A 16,218-nucleotide genomic window follows, 5' to 3' on the forward strand; every position below is an offset into this window, starting at 1 on the left:
GGCGCATCTGCTGCTGTACCCGCCGCGTCGCGCGCGCGATAGTCCCTGACAGGCGCGGGGGCCCGCTGTGGTGTCGCCCGGCGCCACAGCTCAGAGGCCCCCATGTCCCATCCAGAGCGCCTGCCCCGCAACGGGGCGCCGCGCAAAACCATACCGATCGTTCCCGAGTCCACTTCGCTGTACGAGGCGCAGCAGAAGATCTATCCGCGCTCCATTCGCGGCACCTTCGCGCGCTGGCGCTGGCTCATGGTGTGGGCCACGCAGATCGTGTTCTACGGCCTGCCATGGCTGGAGTGGGGGCAGCGCCAGATGGTGCTGTTCGACCTGGGCGCGCGGCGCTTTTACCTGTTCGGCCTGGTGCTGTACCCGCAGGACTTCATCTACCTCACGGGTCTGCTCATCATCTCGGCGCTGGCGCTGTTTTTGTTCACCGCCGTCGCCGGGCGGCTGTGGTGCGGCTTTGCCTGCCCGCAGACGGTCTATACCGAAATCTTCCTGTGGATAGAGCACCGCATCGAGGGCGACCGCAGCGCGCGCCTGCGCCTGGACAACGGCGGCTGGACGGCCGAGAAGCTGTGGAAGAAGTCGGCCAAGCAGTTGGTCTGGATCGCCTTCTCGCTGTGGACCGGCTTCACCTTCGTGGGCTACTTCGTGCCCATCCGTGAACTGGGTGGCGAACTGCTGGCGCTGCAGGGCGGCTGGCAGATCTTCTGGGTGCTGTTCTACGGCCTGGCCACGTACGGCAACGCGGGCTTCCTGCGCGAGCAGGTGTGCAAGTACATGTGCCCGTATGCGCGCTTCCAGAGCGCGATGTTCGACAAGGACACGCTGATCGTCACCTACGACGCGCAGCGCGGTGAGACGCGCGGGCCGCGCAGCAAGACGGCCGCGCCCGCGCAGGGGCAGGGCGACTGCATAGACTGCACGCTGTGCGTGCAGGTCTGCCCCGTGGGCATAGACATCCGCGAGGGGCTGCAGTACGAGTGCATAGGCTGCGGCCTGTGCGTGGATGCCTGCAACAGCGTGATGGACAAGGTGGGCCTGGCGCGCGGCCTGATCCGCTACGCCACGCACAACGGCATGGCCGGGCGCTGGAGCGGTTGGCAGATGCTGCGCCGCGTGGCGCGCCCGCGCGTGCTGATTTATACGGCGGTGCTGCTCGCCCTGAGCGTGGCCATGCTCGCCAGCATGGCGCTGCGCACGCCGCTCAAGGTGGACGTGGTGCGCGACCGCGCCGCGCTCTCGCGCATCGTGGCGGGCGGCAAGCTGGAGAACATCTACCGCCTGCAGATCATGAACGCCACCGAGGCGCCGCAGCGCTACCGCATCGGCGCGAGCGGCATCGCGGGGCTGGAGGTGGCGTCCGAACCCGAGGTGGAGATCGGCGCCGCGCAGGCGCGCTGGGTACCCGTGCGCCTGCGCATTCCCTACGGCTCCATGCCACCGGGTTCGCACCCGGTGCTCTTCGATGTCGAGGCGCTCGGCGACACGCCGGCGCGCGTGACGGAGAAGGCCATCTTCCTGGTGCCGCGATGAGGTGGTCTGGCCGCCAGGGGCGCGGCGGCCTGCCCTCGACAGGGTGGGCGTGCTGGCGGATACTGCGGCGCTCCAGGCATCGCGCCTGGGATGCAACAGGAGCCGTCGAACCACCCATGTGCACCGCGCTGTACGTTTGAAGGAGACGCGCAATGCTTGGATTCACCGCGCTGGAACTGGCCCGCATCCAGTTCGGCTTCACCATTTCGATGCACATCATCTTTCCGGCCATCACCATCGGGCTGGCGAGCTACCTGGCCGTCCTCGAAGGGCTGTGGCTGTGGCGCAAGAACCCGGTGTACCGCGACCTGTACCACTTCTGGTCGAAGATCTTCGCGGTCAACTTCGCCATGGGCGTGGTTTCGGGGCTGGTCATGGCCTACCAGTTCGGCACCAACTGGAGCCATTACTCGGCCTTCGCGGGCAGCATCACCGGGCCGCTGCTGGCCTACGAGGTGCTCACGGCTTTCTTCCTGGAGGCGGGCTTTCTCGGCGTGATGCTGTTCGGCTGGCGCAAGGTCGGCCCCGGCCTGCATTTCTTCGCCACCGTGATGGTGGCCCTGGGTACGCTGGTGTCGGCCACCTGGATCCTGGCCTCCAACAGCTGGATGCAGACGCCCCAGGGTTTCGAGATCGTCAACAACGTGGTGGTCCCGACGGACTGGTTCGAGGTCATCTTCAACCCGTCCTTTCCCTACCGGCTCGCCCACATGACGGTGGCGGCGTTCCTGTCCACCGCGCTGTTCGTGGGCGCGTCGGCGGCGTGGCACCTACTGCGCGGCAACGACAACCCGCGCGTGCGCACCATGCTGTCCATGGCCATGTGGATGCTTCTCGTGGTGGCGCCCGTGCAGGTCGCCATCGGCGATTTGCACGGCCTGAACACGCTTCAGCACCAGCCGGCCAAGCTGGCGGCGATGGAGGGGCACTGGGAGAGCAAGCCGGGCGAGGGCGTGCCGCTCACCCTTGTCGGCTGGCCCGACATGGAGGCCGAGACCACGCGCTACGCGCTGGAGATTCCCCGGCTCGGCAGCCTGATCCTCACGCACTCGTGGGACGGGCAGTACCAGGGCCTCAAGGAGTTCGCGCCGCAGGATCGGCCCAATGCCGCCATCGTGTTCTGGAGCTTCCGCCTCATGGTGGGGCTGGGCATGCTGATGCTGCTGCTGGGGCTGTGCAGCGCCTGGCTGCGCTGGCGCCGCGGGCTGTACCGCTCGCGGCTCTTTCTGCGCTTTGCGGTCTGGATGGGACCGACGGGGCTGATCGCCATCCTCGCGGGCTGGTTCACCACCGAGATCGGCCGCCAGCCCTGGATCGTCTATGGCGTCATGCGCACGCAGGACGCGGTGTCCAACCACTCCGCGCTGGTGCTGGGCACCTCGCTGATCATCTTTGTCGTGGCGTACTTCATCGTGTTCGGCATCGGCACGCGCTACCTGCTCAAGCTCGTGGCCCTGGGGCCCGACGTCTATGACGATACGGGCGATGACGGCTCCGATGCGCCGCAGCGCCGGCCAGCACGGCCGCTGTCCGCCGCCCCGGACGCACCGGCCGGCGCCATCCACACCACTCCTCGGAAGGGCTGAACCATGGGCATCGATCTACCGGTCGTCTGGATCATCATCATTGCCTTCGGGCTGATGATGTACGTGATCATGGACGGGTTCGACCTGGGCATAGGCATCCTGTTCCCGTTCGTGAAGGCGCGCGAGGACCGCGACGTCATGGTCAACACCGTGGCCCCTGTGTGGGACGGCAACGAGACCTGGCTGGTGCTGGGCGGCGCCGGACTCATGGCCGCCTTTCCGCTGGCCTACGCCGTGGTGCTCAGCGCGCTGTACCTGCCGCTGCTGCTCATGCTGCTGGGCCTCATCTGGCGTGGCGTGGCCTTCGAGTTCCGCTTCAAGGCGGACGAGCACCACAAGCCCTTCTGGGACATCGCCTTCATGGGCGGTTCCTACGTGGCCACGTTCTTCCAGGGCGTGGTGCTGGGGGCGTTCCTGAACGGCTTCGAGGTGCGCGATGGCGTCGCCACGGGCGGCGCGCTGGCCTGGATCACGCCGTTCAGTCTGTTCACGGGGCTGGCGCTGCTGCTGGCCTATGCGCTGCTCGGGGCCACCTGGCTCATCATCAAGACCGAGGGCGCGCTGCACGATCGCATGGTGGCGCTGGCCCGCCCGGCCACGCTGGCGCTGCTGGCGGCCATCGTCATCGTGAGCGTGTGGACCCCGCTGACCCACGCGGCCATCGCGCAGCGCTGGTTCAGCTGGCCCAACCTCGCGTTCTTCGCGCCCGTTCCGCTGCTGGTGCTGGTCACGGCCGTCGGCATCCTGCGCAGCCTGCGCGGCGGCAATCCCGGCGCGGCGCCGTTCCTGCTCACGCTGTGCCTGCTGTTCCTGGGCTACAGCGGCCTGGGCATCAGCCTGTGGCCGCACATCATCCCGCCGGCCATCACCCTGCGCGAAGCGGCCGCGCCGCCGCAGAGCCTGGGCTTCACGCTCGTGGGCGCGCTGCTCATCATCCCGATCATCCTGGCCTATACGGCCTGGTCGTACTACGTGTTCCGCGGCAAGGTGCGCCCGGGCGAGGGCTACCACTGATGGCGCCGCCCGCCCCGCGCAAGCCCTGGCTGCGGCGCATCGGCTGGCTGGTGCTGATCTGGGCCGCCAGCGTCACCACCCTGGGCATCGTGGCGTGGTTGCTCCGGGGACTGATGGGCCTGGCGGGCCTGACCGCCTAGCTCACACCGTGCCTCCCTCAGAGCGTCACGCAACCCGCGACGCATGAAACTGGCGCTACCCAAGCCAGGGCAGCCGAGCAAGGGCCGCCCCGCAGCGAGGGCTGCGTCCCCCTTCCCGCATCGCGTAGCGATGCGAGAGAAGGGGGAAGGCGCGTAGCGCCACAGGGGGTTGTTTCACTTCACCGCGAGGCGGCCCAGCGTGGCCAGCGCGGCTTCGCTGCGCGCGTTCCATTCCTGGCCGTAGTTCAGCCGCAGGCAGTGCGCGAAGCTGCGCGAGGCCGAAAAGATCGGGCCCGGCGCGATGCTGATGCCGTGCTGCAGCGCCTGACGGTGCAGCCGCAGCGTGTCGGTGCCATCGGGTAGCTCTAGCCACAGGAAGTAGCCGCCCGCCGGCTGCGTGGCGCGCGTGCCTGGCGGGAAGTGCGCGGCCACGGCCTCGGCCACGAGCGCCTGGCGCGCGGCCAGGGTTTGGCGCAGGCGGCGCAGGTGCTTGTCGAAGCCGCCGCGCTCCAGATATGTGGCCAGCGCCAGCTGCACGGGCGCCGATGCGCCCAGCGTGGTGGTCAGCTTCTGGCGCGCCACGGCTTGCGCGAAGCGGCCCGGCGCGGCCCAGCCGATGCGATAGCCCGGCGCCAGGCATTTGGAGAACGAGGAGCAGTGCAACACCAGCCCCTCACGGTCGAAGGCCTTGGCGGGCAGCGGGCGCCTGTCGCCGAAGTACAGCTCGGCATACACGTCGTCCTCGATCAGCGGCACGCCGTGGCGCGTGAGCAGCTCCACCAGGGCCTGCTTCTTGGCCTCTGGCATCAGGCCGCCCAGCGGGTTCTGGAAGGTGGTCATGAGCCAGCAGGCCCTGGGGCCGTGGCGCGCGATGGCGTGCTCCAGCGCCGCCAGGTCTATGCCCTCGCGCGGGTGGGTCGGCACCTCAATGGCCTGCAGGCCCATGCGCTCCAGCGTCTGCAGCGCCGCGTAGAACGTGGGTGATTCGACCACCACGGAGTCGCCCGGGCGCGTGACTGCCGCCAGGCACAGGTTCAACGCCTCCAGCGCGCCGTTGGTGACGATGATCTCGTCGGTGCGCACCTGCAGGCCGTCGGCAAGGTAGCGCAGCGCGATCTGCCGGCGCAGCGCCGGGTTGCCGGGCGAGAGGTCGTCCACCGTGCTCCACGGGTCGAGCGCCTGGGCGCTGGCGGCCACGGCTTGCCCCAGGCGGGACAGCGGGAACAGCAGCGGGCTGGGAAAGGCCGAGCCGAAGGCGACCACGTCGCGCGCCATGCTGGCTTCGAGCACCTCGAACACGAGTTCGCTCACGTCCACGGCGATCGACGCGTCCTGCGGCTGCGAGGCCAGCTCCGGCTCGGGCGGGCGCTTGCGCGCGCCCTCGCTCACGTAGTAGCCCGAGCGTTCGCGCGCACGCACCAGGCCGCGCGCCTCCAGCAGGTAGTAGGCCTGGAACACCGTGGAGGCGCTGATGCCGCGGCTTGTGCAAGTGTGGCGCACCGAGGGCAGGCGGTCGCCGGGGCGGAGCACGCCGTCACGGATGGAAGCTTCGATGTCCGCCGCGAGGGCCTCATAGCGTTTCATGCGGCCGATTCTAGTGTCCTGAGTTAGAAATTCGCAGACAAAATCTTTCAACGCTTGCAAGGATGTCTTGGGCAGACTTGGCCCAGACGAATGGTTTTGGATCAGCGTTGTTGAGTTTGAGGTATTGGCGGATTGCTTGTTCGAGCTGTCTTGTTGATCTGTGCGTGCCGCGACGGATGTACTTCTCAGTGAGGGTAGCGAACCAACGCTCTACCTGGTTCAGCCAGGATGCCGAGGTGGGAGTGAAGTGCACGTGAAACCTGGGGTGTCTGGCGAACCATGCCCTGATTGAGGCGGTCTTGTGCGTGCCGTAGTTGTCCATCACCAGATGCACGTCCAGCCCCGCAGGCACGTTGGCTTCGATGGTACGCAGAAATTGCAGGAACTCCGCGCTGCGATGGCGCCGATGCAACTCCCCGATCACTTCGCCCGTGGCAATGTCCAGCGCCGCAAACAGCGTCGTCGTGCCGTGGCGCATGTAATCGTGGGTGCGCCGCTCGGCAATGCCCGGTGCCAGCGGTAGTATCGGCTGTGTGCGGTCCAGCGCCTGGATCTGGCTCTTCTCATCCACGCACAACACCATCGCCTTGAGCGGCGGATCCAGGTACAGGCCGACAATGTCGCGCACCTTCTCGACGAACAGCGGATCACTGGAGAGTTTGAATGTTTCCTGGCGGTGCGGCTGCAAGCCAAAAGCCCGCCAGATTCGGCTCACAGCCGTCTGTGACACATCCATGGCGCGCGCCATGCTGCGCGTGCTCCAGTGCGTGGCACCGGCGGGCACACACTCCAGCGTCTTGGCAATGACGGCATCGACTCGGGCATCGTCAATCGTACGCGGCGCACCCGGGCGCGGCGCATCAAACAGACCGTCCAGGCGCAGCTGGACAAACCGACCGCGCCACTTCGATACCGTTTGCTGAGTGACCCGTTGACGCGCTGCCACCACCTTGTTTTCCAGGCCCTCGGCACAGGCCAGCACAATGCGTGCTCGCAAGGCCAGGGCCTGCGCTGTCTTGCGACGCTTGGTCAGCGCGATCAGTTGTTCGCGCTCCGTCGCGCTCAACACCAATGGAGTCTTTGGTCTTCCGCTCATGGGCACCTCGTCGTGCAACACACTACACGACTGACTGCATTGGCAGAAAATAATTCAATGAATTTTTAACTCACGACACTAGGAGGCCGTTCCTGCGGTCCCGCCCGCAGCGCTGAGGCGGGCGCCGCCTCATGCGGCCAGCGGCTCCTCCTGCATGGCCTCGATCTGCTCATGCAGCATGTCCACTTGGCCGCGCCAGTAGTCGCTGCTGCCGAACCAGGGAAAGTTGATCGGAAAGATCGGGTCACTCCAGCGCCGCGCCAGCCACGCGCTGTAGTGGATCAGGCGCAGTGTGCGCAGCGGCTCGATGAGCGCGAGCTCGCGCCGATCGAAGGGGCGCAGTTGCTCGTAGCCGTCCAGCAGGGCGGACAGTTGCAGGGTGCGCTGGCGGCGCTCACCTGACAGCAGCATCCACAGGTCCTGCACGGCCGGGCCCATGCGCGCGTCGTCCAGGTCCACGAAATGCGGGCCGCCGTGGCCGGCGTCGTCCACGGGCGTCCACAGCACGTTGCCGGGGTGGCAGTCACCGTGCAGGCGGATGTTGCTCGCGTATTTCAAGCCAAATTGGCCTGTAGCGCCCGATAGACAAGCGCCAGCAGCTATTAATTCGAGAGCTTGTTCGCAGGCATCGCGCCATGCCGTCTGTTGGTCCAGGGGAATGATCTGTGCGCCCAGCAGCCAGTCGTGCGGCTCTTGGCCTAACGTCTGCAGGTCCAGCGCCGGGCGCTGCGCGAAGGGCCGGGCTGCGCCCACGTTGTGGATGCGTGCGAGGTAGCGGCCCAGCCACTCCAGCACCTCGAAGTCGTCGAGCTCGGGCGTGCGCCCGCCGCGCCAGGGACTGACGGCAAAGTCGAAGCCCGCATGCCGGTGCAGGCTGCGGCCGTGCAGCAGCAGGGGCGCGACCACGGGCACCTCGGCATCGGCCAGCTCCTGGGCGAAGGCGTGTTCCTCCAGGATCTGCGCCTCGCTCCAGCGCCCCGGGCGGTAGAACTTGGCCACCACGCGACTGCCGTCTTCCAGCGTGGCCTGATACACGCGGTTCTCGTAGGAGCCCAGGGCCATCAGCCGGCCGTCGCCATACAAGCCGACGCTGGCCAGCGCGTCCAGCACCAGGTCGGGCGTGAGGCTGGCGTAGGGGTGGAGCGTGTCATCGGTGTGGGGCGCGGTCATGGCGTGATTGTCACGCTTGCGGCAGCCCCGCGGGGTCACTGGCCCAGCGCGTCGAAAGGCAGTTGCTGCTTGACCAGGATGACGGTGCAGGGGGCATCCCGCGCCACACGGATGGGCACGGTGTCGATGAAGCGCTGCAACTGCAGCCCGTGCGTGGCGGCGCCCAGGATCATCATGCTCACGCGGTTGCCCTCGGCATAGCGGACCAGGGCCTGGGCCACGTCGCTGGCCTCCAGCACGTGGTAGCTGGCGCTGTGGCGCGACAGGTCCAGCCCCGCTGCCCACTGCTTGAGCCGCGCCAGGTGCGTGCGGTGCAGCATGGTCTCGCTGCGCGTGCTGTCGGACGTGCTGCTGGCCGAGGGCGAGATCACCGTCACGCAGGCCAGCCGCGCGCCGGGGCGTATGCCCAGCGAACGGGCAACCGCTTCGCGCAAGGAGTACAGCGTGGCGTCCGTCACGTCGTCGTGCGGCACGGCCACCATGAGGATGGGCACCTCGGCGATCTGGCGCGCCGGCAGCGGGCTGGGCTGGTAGTGCATGCCCGCAGCCTTGATCCAACGCTTGAAGTGCGCGCCCACGCCGGGCCCGCGCAGGCGCCGGCCGCGCTCGGTGATGGGCACCTGGTCGGGGTTGGCCAAGTCAAAGGCCAAGTGCGCGGCCGAAGGGTAGCGCTGCGCGGCTTCGGGTTCTAGACAACGCAGGATCACCTCCTGCAGCCACTCGGGCAGGTCGGGGCGGTACTGGCGCGGCGGCGCAGGTGTCATCCACAGGCGCTGGCGCATGCCGCCCTGTGTGGTGGGCGAGCCGAAAGGCAGTTCGCCCGTGGCCATCTCGTAGAGCATGACGCCGATCGCGAAGATGTCGCTGCGCAGGTCGCCGCGCACGCCCACCACCTGCTCGGGCGCGATCCAGGTGGGCGAGCCCACGGCCTGGCGCATTTCCTCGGCCAGCAGGTCGGGGTAGTGCGCGTGGCAGGACAGGCCGAAGTCCAGCAGCACCACGCTGCCGTCGGGGCGCAGCAGCACGTTGGCGGGCTTCAGGTCCAGGTGGCAGACGTTCTGCTGGTGGATGCTGTGCGCGGCCAGCGCCATGGCGCCGCCGATGCGGGCGATGGTCTCCGCACTGCGCGCAGCGGTGTCGCCCGGCGGGCGATCGTCCAGCCAATGCTGCAGCGTATCGCCGTGCACGTATTCCATGACCAGGTAGGGCAGCCGCATCAGGTCACCCGCCGCCACGAAGCGCGGCGCGTGGTGGCCCGACAGCGTGGGCAGGATGGTCAGCTCGACCTCGAAACCCACGATGTTCTCAGCCCCGTCGCCTGCCGTCATGCGCGGGATCTTCATGGCCATGGGAAAGCCCGGGTCACGCGACGCATTGGCATAGCCCACGCGGTAGATGTGCGCCATGCCGCCCGCGTGGATGCACTCATGCACCACGAAGCCGTCGATCTCAGTGCCGGGCGTGAGCAGCTTCATGGGGCGGTGGTGTGTCTGGTCCTGAAGGGTGGAAAAGGCGGGCTCAGCGCCCGCGCTCCAGCCGGTCGGCAAAGAACGTGGGAAGACCGCTGGCGCGCACGGCGGCCGCGGCGGCGGCATGGTTGTAGGCCACGCGCTGGAAGGTGATGGTGGCGGCGTCCGGGTCGAACAGGGCATACATGGCGCGCGTGTCGCCATCGCGCGGCTGGCCGCACGAGCCGGCGATGGCCAGCCACTGGCGGTGCGGCGGCACGGGCACGGGCACGCCCGGCTGGGGCGAAAAGCGCATCAACTTGGCCGTGGGCGTGAGGAAGTACAGCGCCTGCTCATGCACGTGGCCGCAGAAGACGTAGCGGATGGACGGGTCGATGCGCGTGGCGGCGGTCATGCAGCGCTCGGCGGCGTTGCTGTCGGTGATGTAGTGCCAGCGTTCGGGGCCGTCGGCGCTGGCGTGCACTAGCAGCGCGTCGGGCCCCAGGCGCTCGGTCAGCGGCAGGCCGGCCAGGAAGGCACGCTGGCGCTCGTCCAAGTGCGGATGGGTCCACTGTGCGCTCTGGTCGCCCAGGTTTTGGGCGACGGCGGGCGGGGCGAGGGCGGCTGCGTCATGGTTGCCGCGCACGCACAGTGCGCCCGCGGCGGCCAGCTGCATGGCCCGGTCGAGCACCGGGCCGGGGTCCGCGCCATAGCCCACCAGGTCGCCCAGCAGCGCGAACTGCTGTGCACCGTGCGCTCGCGCATGCTCCAGGCAAGCGTCGAAGGCGGGCAGGTTGGCGTGGATGTCGGACAGCAGGGCGATTTTCATGGCGCGGGCAATGCAGGCGAAGCGGGGGACAGACCGCGCATGATGAACCCGGAAGCTGAGCGCTCGCTTGCAATGGGTATCCCGCCAGACTAGGGAAAACGCGGAGAACTGCGCCGCCCGCTACGGTGCCTCAGGCCAGGGTCAGCGTCACGTCGATGTTGCCGCGTGTGGCGTTGGAGTAGGGGCAGACCTGGTGCGCGTCGTTGACCAACTGCTGCGCCTGGTCGCGGTCCATGCCGGGCAGGTGCACCTTCAGGCGTGCGGCGATGCCGTAGGCATTGGGGATCGTGCCCAGGTCCACCTCGGCGTCGATGGCCAAGTCCTGGGGCAGGGTCAGCTTTTGCTTCGCGGCGACGGCCTTGATGGCGCCGATGAAGCAGGCCGAGTAGCCGGCGGCGAAAAGCTGCTCGGGGTTGGTGCCCGTGCCGCTGCCGCCGGGCGAGGACAGCTGGACCTGCAGCCGTCCGTCATCGCTGCGCGATGCGCCGTCGCGCCCGCCGGTGGTGTGGGCGCGGGCGGTGTAGAGAACCTTGTCGAGCGTGGTCATGGGTGCATCCTTTCAGAGTGGAACAAAGGCCCCGCCAACGGGGGCATGAGGGAAAACGGTGTCAGGCCTGCGGCTGCACGAGCCGGTCGCGCAGCGCATGGAGCTGCGCGGTCAGGGCGCCACTGTCGGTGGGTGTGCACTGCGTGCGGGCCAGCACGCAGTGCGGGATGGGCTGGGCGCCATCACGCAGCGCACGCCCCTGGCCGGTGAGCGTGATGCGCACGCGGCGCTCGTCCTGCACGTCGCGCAGCCTCGCCAGCAAACCTGCGGATTCCAGGCGCTTGAGCAGCGGTGTGAGCGTGCCCGAGTCGAGGAACAGGCGCTCGCCCAGCTCGGAGACGGTGAGCCCGTCACGCTCCCACAGCGCCAACATCACCAGGTACTGCGGATAGGTCAGGCCCAGGGTGTCGAGCAGCGGCTTGTAGAGCTTGGTCATGGCCAACGACGCGGAATACAGCGCGAAGCACAGTTGGTTGTCCAGCAGCAGTTCGGGCGGGTTGGGTGGCGTGGCGGTGTTGCGGGAGGGCATGGGCTCTATTATTGCCAGCAATTAAATTGATCGCAATTTAATTGCTGGTTCCATCCAGTGCGGTAGGGAGAATGCGCGTTGTGCCAGCAGAAAGGGCGAGATGGCAGTTAGGAAATTGATGCACAAGCGCTCATCTTTTAGGAGCTTTTTGCGCGGATCCAGATTGGCCCGAAGGCCTATTTCTCCCTTTTTACCGCCTGCCGAGGCGCCTTGGAACGTCGGTCGCGCGTGCGATCCGGCGGTGCGGCTTGGTGGGTCGCCGCACTGCCATGGATGCGGTAGCGCTCTTGGTTTTGGCTATGGAGGTGACAGCGTGCAGACTTTACGTGCCCGCATCGATCACGTACTCGCCGCAGCCGCCATGGACGAGCACTCGGCAGTGCTCAAGCTTGGCGCTTACGTCACCGCGCCGCGTGCATCCACGCGAATGATGCGCTCCACCACGCCGTGCGCCAGGCCGCCGCGCACGCCAATCAGGTAGTCGTGCAGGTTCACCGTGGGGTCACAGTGGCCGGGTACCAGCCACAGCATGCGGCCCAGGGCCGGCAGGCGCGCCTTGGGGCCAGCTGCGTGCAGGACGCCGTGTTCGTCGCCGCCGTTGGCGTAGCGCAGGGCGCGTTCCGGCGGCAGGCCCCAGACCAGCGGCATGCCGGAGTCGATGGCGTGGCTCTTGTGCCCTGCGTCGCACACCACATGCGTGGGTCGTGCAGAGATCACCTGCGTCTTCACGAACAGCGCATGCTCGAAGGCGGGCTGGGCGCCTTCGCGTTCATTGGCGGCGTAGTCCGCGTCCATGAAGAGGAACGAGCCGGCCTGCAGTTCTCCATACACCCCGCTGGCGGCCTCGTGCACCAGCGTGCCCGTGCCGGAGCCCGTGACCAGCGGCACGGGCAGGCCCGCGGCCTCGATCAGCGTGCGGGTGTCGGCGGCGGCCTGCACCGCGTGGACGATCGCCACGCGCCGTTCGGCTGCACTGCGCAGGTGCTGTGCGCTGCCGTGGTAAGCCTGCAGGCCTGCGAAATGCAGGCGCGGCTGGGCCGCTACGGCCTGGGCCAGGGCGAGCGCCGCCGGGCCGGGCGGCACGCCGCAGCGGCCCTGGCCGACGTCGATCTCCACGAACACGTCGATGCCGGCGTCGCTGCCCGCCACGCGCATGGCTTCGGACAGGCGGGTGATGCCTTCTTCGCTGTCCACCGCGATGCCCAGCCGCCCGCCGCGGGCGGCCAATTGCGCGGCCAGGCGTGCTGCGCGCAATAGTTTGGCTCCCCCCAGTACCTCGTTGCTGATGTACAGGTCGGCCACGCCGCCGGCGGCGAGCGCCTCGGCCTCGGACACCTTCTGCACGCAGTGGCCGCGCGCCCCGGCCTTTTCCAGCTGCAGGGCGATCTCGGCGCTCTTGTGCATCTTGGCGTGGGGTCGCCAGCGCACCTGGTGCTTGTGCGCGAATTCGGCCATGCGCTGGATGTTGCGCTCCATGGCATCCAGGTCGACGACGAGTGCTGGCGTGTCGATCAGGTCCACGCGCAGCCCGACGGTGGCGCGCAGGTGTTCGGGCGGATGCTCAGGAGTGGATCTCATCGCGGCTCGCGTTCTCCAGGTGTTGCGTGTCGGCCCAGCCCACCAGGGTGAGCCCGTTGCCCTCGGTCCACAGCAGCCGGTTGATGGCGGCGTTGGTCAGCTGCCAGGTGCGTGGGGCCTGCAGGTCCAGCCGCGTGGCCAGGCGGTAGAGCACGTCCATCACCCCGCCATGGGCCACCAGCACGATCTGCTCTCCGGCGTGGCGCGCGGCAATGCCGTCCACCGTGACAGCAATGCGCTCGCGCAGCATGTCCAGCGACTCGCCGCCGCCGTCGGGCACGAAGTGGGGATCGCGCTTGCGCCAGCGCAGGGCCTGCTCGGGGGACTCGGTCTCGATCTGCTGGAAGGTGCGCCCCTGGAAGCTGCCAAAGCTGCGCTCGCGCAGGCCGGGCACGGGCGTGAGGGGCGCGCCCGTGGTGCGTGCCACGGCTTCGGCCGTGGCGTAGGCGCGCTGCAGGTCGCTGCTGTAGATGGCGGCCACCGCTTCGTCGGCCAGCGCCTGCCCCACCTGCCGGGCCTGCCACAGGCCGGTGTCGTTGAGCGGTATGTCCAGATGGCCCTGGATGCGGGTGTCCACATTCCAGGCGGTTTCGCCGTGGCGGATGGCGATGATGCGGGTGGCGTGCATGGAAAAGAGCGCAGGCGTGGGGTCAGAGCAGGGAACTGGCGTTGTCGAGCACGAAGTCGCAGGCCTTTTCCTTCAGGTCGCCCTTGAGGCGGTTCAGGTTGAACTGCTTGCCGTTGGAACCGCTGACCATGCCCGACAGGCCGCTCAGGTAGCCCTCGTCGCGGGGCTCGGGCTGGGCCGCGCCCAGGCCCATCTTGCCCAGCAGCTGCTGTTTGACCAGTGCGGCCTTGTCGGCATTCAGATAGTTGTTCTTCATGCAGTAGGTGATCACGCCGGCAGCGTTGCTGGGGGTGGCCGATCCACTCAAACCCATGGCGGACAGGGCCGACGGCGCAGTGCCCCCACCCAACATTCCGCCGAGCGTGGAGGGGCTGGCACCCCCGCTGGTCGCGCCGCGCAGGGTGTCGCCCAGGCCGGATGCCTGGGCGACCAGGCTCGCGGTGCCCAGGCAGGCGCACAGAACAAGGTGTCGGATGGAGCTTCGCATGGCGGGTCCTTTCAGGTCGCGGGGGAGTCAGCGTTGTGGCGTGATTTCTGTGCGGACCTTGCGCTGCCCCGCTGGGGGGCGCGGGAAGCCGGTGAGCGCCTGGTCGAACAGCACGCCGTAGATGGCGGGATCATCCGTCCACACGTCCTCGTACACGGCCGAGGTTTCGTACACCACCTGCTGCGAAGCGGCGTCGCGCAGCATCAGACTGACCTTGCGGTGGTAGAGGGTGGGCGGGCCGTCCATCATCCAGCCCATGCCGCCAAAACCCCAGCCACCGCCGTAGCCCAGGCCCCAGCCGAAGCGGCCGTAGAACGGATCGGGCGCATAGGGCCAGTAGCGCGGTGTGGCGTAGCCGCCCTCGGCACCGATCTGTGCAACCAGCCGTGGCTGGGTGTCGTCGCGGCGCAGGCCCACGCGCGCAAGCGCCTGTTCGGCCAGGGCCTCGATGGGTGCAAACGCTGCGGCCTGCGCCTGCTGCGAGGGCAGCCGCTCGAAGCGGTAGGTGGGTGGGCTGGGCAGAGCGCTGAGGGTGGAGAAGCTGCTGACGTCGCTCTCCACCAGGCGCGGACCGGCGCAGCCGGCCAGCAGTGCGGCCGCGGCGCTCAGCGCGAGGGCAGGAATGTGGCGCAGGAAGGCCATGGCGGTATCTCCCCGGGGCATCAGGCCCCGCGCCTGTGATGGTACGGCGTTGCGCGGCGCTGCGTTCAGCCCAGTTGCACCACCTGCAGGCCAGGCAGCGCGGGTGCGACCGGAAATTCCTCGTGATCGAACGCCATGTCGCCATTCGGGTCGGCAATGCCGGTGGCCTTGGCGTTCTTGAAGTCGTGCAGGTGGGGGTCCATCAGGTGCGTGGTCACCACGTGGCCCATGGCGCGCAGCATGCTCTCGATGCGGCCCGGGAATTTCTTGTCCCATTCGCGCAGCATTTCGTTGACGGCCACGCGCTGAAGGCCGTCCTGGCTGCCGCACAGGTTGCAGGGAATGATGGGGAACTGCTGGTACTGCGCCCAGCGCGCCGTGTCTTTCTCGGGCACGTAGCACAGCGGGCGAATCACCACATGCTTGCCGTCGTCGCTGACCAGCTTCGGCGGCATGCCCTTCATGCGGCCGCCGTAGAACATGTTGAGCATCAGCGTGGCGACGATGTCGTCGCGGTGGTGGCCCAGCGCCAGCTTGGTGCAGCCCAGGTCGTCCGCCACCTTGTAGAGGATGGCGCGGCGCAGGCGCGAGCACAGGCTGCAGGTGGTCTTGCCCTCGGGCACCACGCGCTTGACGACGCTGTAGGTGTCCTGGTTCTCGATGTGGTACTGCACGCCGATGCTCTTGAAATAGTCCGGCAGCACATGCTCGGGGAACCCGGGCTGCTTCTGGTCCAGGTTCACGGCCACGATGTCGAACTTCACCGGCGCGCGCTTTTGCAGCTTGCGCAGGATGTCCAGCAGCGTGTAGCTGTCCTTGCCGCCGGACATGCACACCATGATCTTGTCGCCTTCCTCGATCATGTTGAAGTCGGTGATGGCACGGCCCACCTCGCGGCACAGGCGCTTTTCCAGCTTGTGGGACTCGCGCTCGATCTTGCGTGTGTCGGCCGCATCTGGCGCGGCATCTTCGCCGGCCCAGTCGGCGGCGGTGGGAAGGGTGTTGTTGGCGGTGTTCATGGGTTTACCACTGTCCTGTCTCGACGCGAATGGCGACTTCGCAGTCATCAAAAATTTCCAGTTTGGCGATCTTCACGCGCACGCCCAGCACGCCAGGCAGCTGCATCAGCCGGTTGGCCAGCTTGCCGATCAGGCTCTCCAGCAGGTTCACATGCTCGGCCGTGCACTCGTCGATGATGATCTGGCGCACCTTGCGGTAGTCCAGCACGTGCTGGATGTCGTCGTCGCGCGGCGCCAGGGGCTGGGTGCCCAGGTTCAGCTCGGCGTCCACCTGGATGGGCTGGGGCGCGTTTTTTTCGTGCGCGAGGATGCCCAGGTTCGCGTCGAAGCGCAAACCGGTGAGCGTGAGGATCTGGGTGCCGGCGGCGGTGTGCATGGCGGGGCG

The 16,218-nt window shown here is 68.0% G+C and carries 17 protein-coding genes; 4 read left to right on the forward strand and 13 right to left on the reverse strand.

Annotation, left to right across the window (positions count from 1 at the left end):
* Positions 1–102 precede the first annotated feature (102 nt).
* The 4 genes from ccoG to K2L43_RS02585 all read left to right on the forward strand — a co-directional run bounded on the left by ccoG (position 103) and on the right by K2L43_RS02585 (position 4,276).
* The gene (ccoG, locus tag K2L43_RS02570; protein ID WP_220638443.1) at positions 103–1,536 is read left to right on the forward strand and encodes a cytochrome c oxidase accessory protein CcoG; all 1,434 of its coding nucleotides are present in this window, start codon (positions 103–105) and stop codon (positions 1,534–1,536) included.
* Positions 1,537–1,688: 152 nt separating this feature from the next.
* The gene (locus K2L43_RS02575) at positions 1,689–3,122 is read left to right on the forward strand and encodes a cytochrome ubiquinol oxidase subunit I (protein ID WP_047349431.1); all 1,434 of its coding nucleotides are present in this window, start codon (positions 1,689–1,691) and stop codon (positions 3,120–3,122) included.
* 3 nt (positions 3,123–3,125) lie between these two features.
* Complete coding sequence (gene cydB / locus K2L43_RS02580) at positions 3,126–4,136, forward strand: cytochrome d ubiquinol oxidase subunit II (RefSeq protein ID WP_047349432.1); 1,011 nt, start codon at positions 3,126–3,128, stop codon at positions 4,134–4,136.
* Entirely contained in the window at positions 4,136–4,276 is a 141-nt protein-coding gene (locus K2L43_RS02585) for a DUF2474 domain-containing protein (protein WP_084001969.1), read from the forward strand. Before cydB ends, K2L43_RS02585 begins: the two co-directional genes overlap by 1 nt.
* Before the next feature lie 174 nt (positions 4,277–4,450).
* Here K2L43_RS02585 and K2L43_RS02590 read toward each other — a convergent pair whose 3' ends face one another.
* The 13 genes from K2L43_RS02590 to K2L43_RS02650 all read right to left on the reverse strand — a co-directional run bounded on the left by K2L43_RS02590 (position 4,451) and on the right by K2L43_RS02650 (position 16,209).
* Positions 4,451–5,860, reverse strand: a complete 1,410-nt coding sequence (locus K2L43_RS02590) for a PLP-dependent aminotransferase family protein (RefSeq protein WP_047349433.1) — start codon at positions 5,858–5,860, stop codon at positions 4,451–4,453.
* 10 nt (positions 5,861–5,870) lie between these two features.
* A complete protein-coding gene (locus K2L43_RS02595) occupies positions 5,871–6,956 on the reverse strand; it encodes an IS630 family transposase (protein ID WP_011805018.1) in 1,086 nt (361 codons plus the stop codon).
* A gap of 129 nt (positions 6,957–7,085) precedes the next feature.
* Positions 7,086–8,126: a serine/threonine protein kinase gene (locus tag K2L43_RS02600; protein WP_220638444.1), complete on the reverse strand. Its 1,041-nt coding sequence runs from the start codon at positions 8,124–8,126 to the stop codon at positions 7,086–7,088.
* A gap of 35 nt (positions 8,127–8,161) precedes the next feature.
* A complete protein-coding gene (locus K2L43_RS02605) occupies positions 8,162–9,601 on the reverse strand; it encodes a bifunctional serine/threonine-protein kinase/universal stress protein (protein ID WP_047349435.1) in 1,440 nt (479 codons plus the stop codon).
* 43 nt (positions 9,602–9,644) lie between these two features.
* Positions 9,645–10,403 carry a metallophosphoesterase gene (locus tag K2L43_RS02610; RefSeq protein ID WP_220638445.1) on the reverse strand — a complete coding sequence of 253 codons (759 nt, stop codon included), beginning with the start codon at positions 10,401–10,403 and terminating at the stop codon, positions 9,645–9,647.
* A 130-nt stretch (positions 10,404–10,533) separates the two neighbouring features.
* On the reverse strand, positions 10,534–10,950 hold the full coding sequence (locus tag K2L43_RS02615) for an organic hydroperoxide resistance protein (protein ID WP_196994470.1): 417 nt from the start codon (positions 10,948–10,950) through the stop codon (positions 10,534–10,536).
* Positions 10,951–11,011: 61 nt separating this feature from the next.
* Positions 11,012–11,479, reverse strand: a complete 468-nt coding sequence (locus K2L43_RS02620; protein WP_220638446.1) for a MarR family winged helix-turn-helix transcriptional regulator — start codon at positions 11,477–11,479, stop codon at positions 11,012–11,014.
* 396 nt (positions 11,480–11,875) lie between these two features.
* Positions 11,876–13,057 carry a DSD1 family PLP-dependent enzyme gene (locus tag K2L43_RS02625; RefSeq protein WP_220638447.1) on the reverse strand — a complete coding sequence of 394 codons (1,182 nt, stop codon included), beginning with the start codon at positions 13,055–13,057 and terminating at the stop codon, positions 11,876–11,878.
* Positions 13,041–13,685: a histidine phosphatase family protein gene (locus K2L43_RS02630; RefSeq protein WP_011803951.1), complete on the reverse strand. Its 645-nt coding sequence runs from the start codon at positions 13,683–13,685 to the stop codon at positions 13,041–13,043. The genes K2L43_RS02625 and K2L43_RS02630 overlap by 17 nt, the downstream gene beginning before the upstream one ends.
* Before the next feature lie 22 nt (positions 13,686–13,707).
* Positions 13,708–14,172 (reverse strand): DUF2501 domain-containing protein, encoded by a 465-nt coding sequence (locus tag K2L43_RS02635; RefSeq protein ID WP_220638448.1) that lies wholly within the window; start codon positions 14,170–14,172, stop codon positions 13,708–13,710.
* 27 nt (positions 14,173–14,199) lie between these two features.
* Positions 14,200–14,814, reverse strand: coding sequence for a DUF4136 domain-containing protein (locus K2L43_RS02640; RefSeq protein ID WP_103738807.1), 615 nt, complete (start codon positions 14,812–14,814; stop codon positions 14,200–14,202).
* 65 nt (positions 14,815–14,879) lie between these two features.
* On the reverse strand, positions 14,880–15,833 hold the full coding sequence (ttcA, locus tag K2L43_RS02645; RefSeq protein WP_011803954.1) for a tRNA 2-thiocytidine(32) synthetase TtcA: 954 nt from the start codon (positions 15,831–15,833) through the stop codon (positions 14,880–14,882).
* A 4-nt stretch (positions 15,834–15,837) separates the two neighbouring features.
* Positions 15,838–16,209, reverse strand: a complete 372-nt coding sequence (locus K2L43_RS02650) for a dihydroneopterin aldolase (protein WP_011803955.1) — start codon at positions 16,207–16,209, stop codon at positions 15,838–15,840.
* Between the last annotated feature and the right edge of the window lie 9 nt (positions 16,210–16,218).

The sequence above is a fragment of the Diaphorobacter sp. MNS-0 genome (assembly GCF_019602835.1).
Classification (GTDB): Bacteria; Pseudomonadota; Gammaproteobacteria; order Burkholderiales; family Burkholderiaceae_C; genus Diaphorobacter; species Diaphorobacter nitroreducens.

Bases quoted from the DNA above. Each gene is read 5' to 3' on its own strand.
- ccoG (WP_220638443.1), top strand. From the start codon at position 103: ATGTCCCATCCAGAGCGCCTGCCCCGCAACGGGGCGCCGCGCAAAACC.
- K2L43_RS02575 (WP_047349431.1), top strand. From the start codon at position 1,689: ATGCTTGGATTCACCGCGCTGGAACTGGCCCGCATCCAGTTCGGCTTC.
- cydB (WP_047349432.1), top strand. From the start codon at position 3,126: ATGGGCATCGATCTACCGGTCGTCTGGATCATCATCATTGCCTTCGGG.
- K2L43_RS02585 (WP_084001969.1), top strand. From the start codon at position 4,136: ATGGCGCCGCCCGCCCCGCGCAAGCCCTGGCTGCGGCGCATCGGCTGG.
- K2L43_RS02590 (WP_047349433.1), bottom strand. From the start codon at position 5,860: ATGAAACGCTATGAGGCCCTCGCGGCGGACATCGAAGCTTCCATCCGT.
- K2L43_RS02595 (WP_011805018.1), bottom strand. From the start codon at position 6,956: ATGAGCGGAAGACCAAAGACTCCATTGGTGTTGAGCGCGACGGAGCGC.
- K2L43_RS02600 (WP_220638444.1), bottom strand. From the start codon at position 8,126: ATGACCGCGCCCCACACCGATGACACGCTCCACCCCTACGCCAGCCTC.
- K2L43_RS02605 (WP_047349435.1), bottom strand. From the start codon at position 9,601: ATGAAGCTGCTCACGCCCGGCACTGAGATCGACGGCTTCGTGGTGCAT.
- K2L43_RS02610 (WP_220638445.1), bottom strand. From the start codon at position 10,403: ATGAAAATCGCCCTGCTGTCCGACATCCACGCCAACCTGCCCGCCTTC.
- K2L43_RS02615 (WP_196994470.1), bottom strand. From the start codon at position 10,950: ATGACCACGCTCGACAAGGTTCTCTACACCGCCCGCGCCCACACCACC.
- K2L43_RS02620 (WP_220638446.1), bottom strand. From the start codon at position 11,479: ATGCCCTCCCGCAACACCGCCACGCCACCCAACCCGCCCGAACTGCTG.
- K2L43_RS02625 (WP_220638447.1), bottom strand. From the start codon at position 13,057: ATGAGATCCACTCCTGAGCATCCGCCCGAACACCTGCGCGCCACCGTC.
- K2L43_RS02630 (WP_011803951.1), bottom strand. From the start codon at position 13,685: ATGCACGCCACCCGCATCATCGCCATCCGCCACGGCGAAACCGCCTGG.
- K2L43_RS02635 (WP_220638448.1), bottom strand. From the start codon at position 14,172: ATGCGAAGCTCCATCCGACACCTTGTTCTGTGCGCCTGCCTGGGCACC.
- K2L43_RS02640 (WP_103738807.1), bottom strand. From the start codon at position 14,814: ATGGCCTTCCTGCGCCACATTCCTGCCCTCGCGCTGAGCGCCGCGGCC.
- ttcA (WP_011803954.1), bottom strand. From the start codon at position 15,833: ATGAACACCGCCAACAACACCCTTCCCACCGCCGCCGACTGGGCCGGC.
- K2L43_RS02650 (WP_011803955.1), bottom strand. From the start codon at position 16,209: ATGCACACCGCCGCCGGCACCCAGATCCTCACGCTCACCGGTTTGCGC.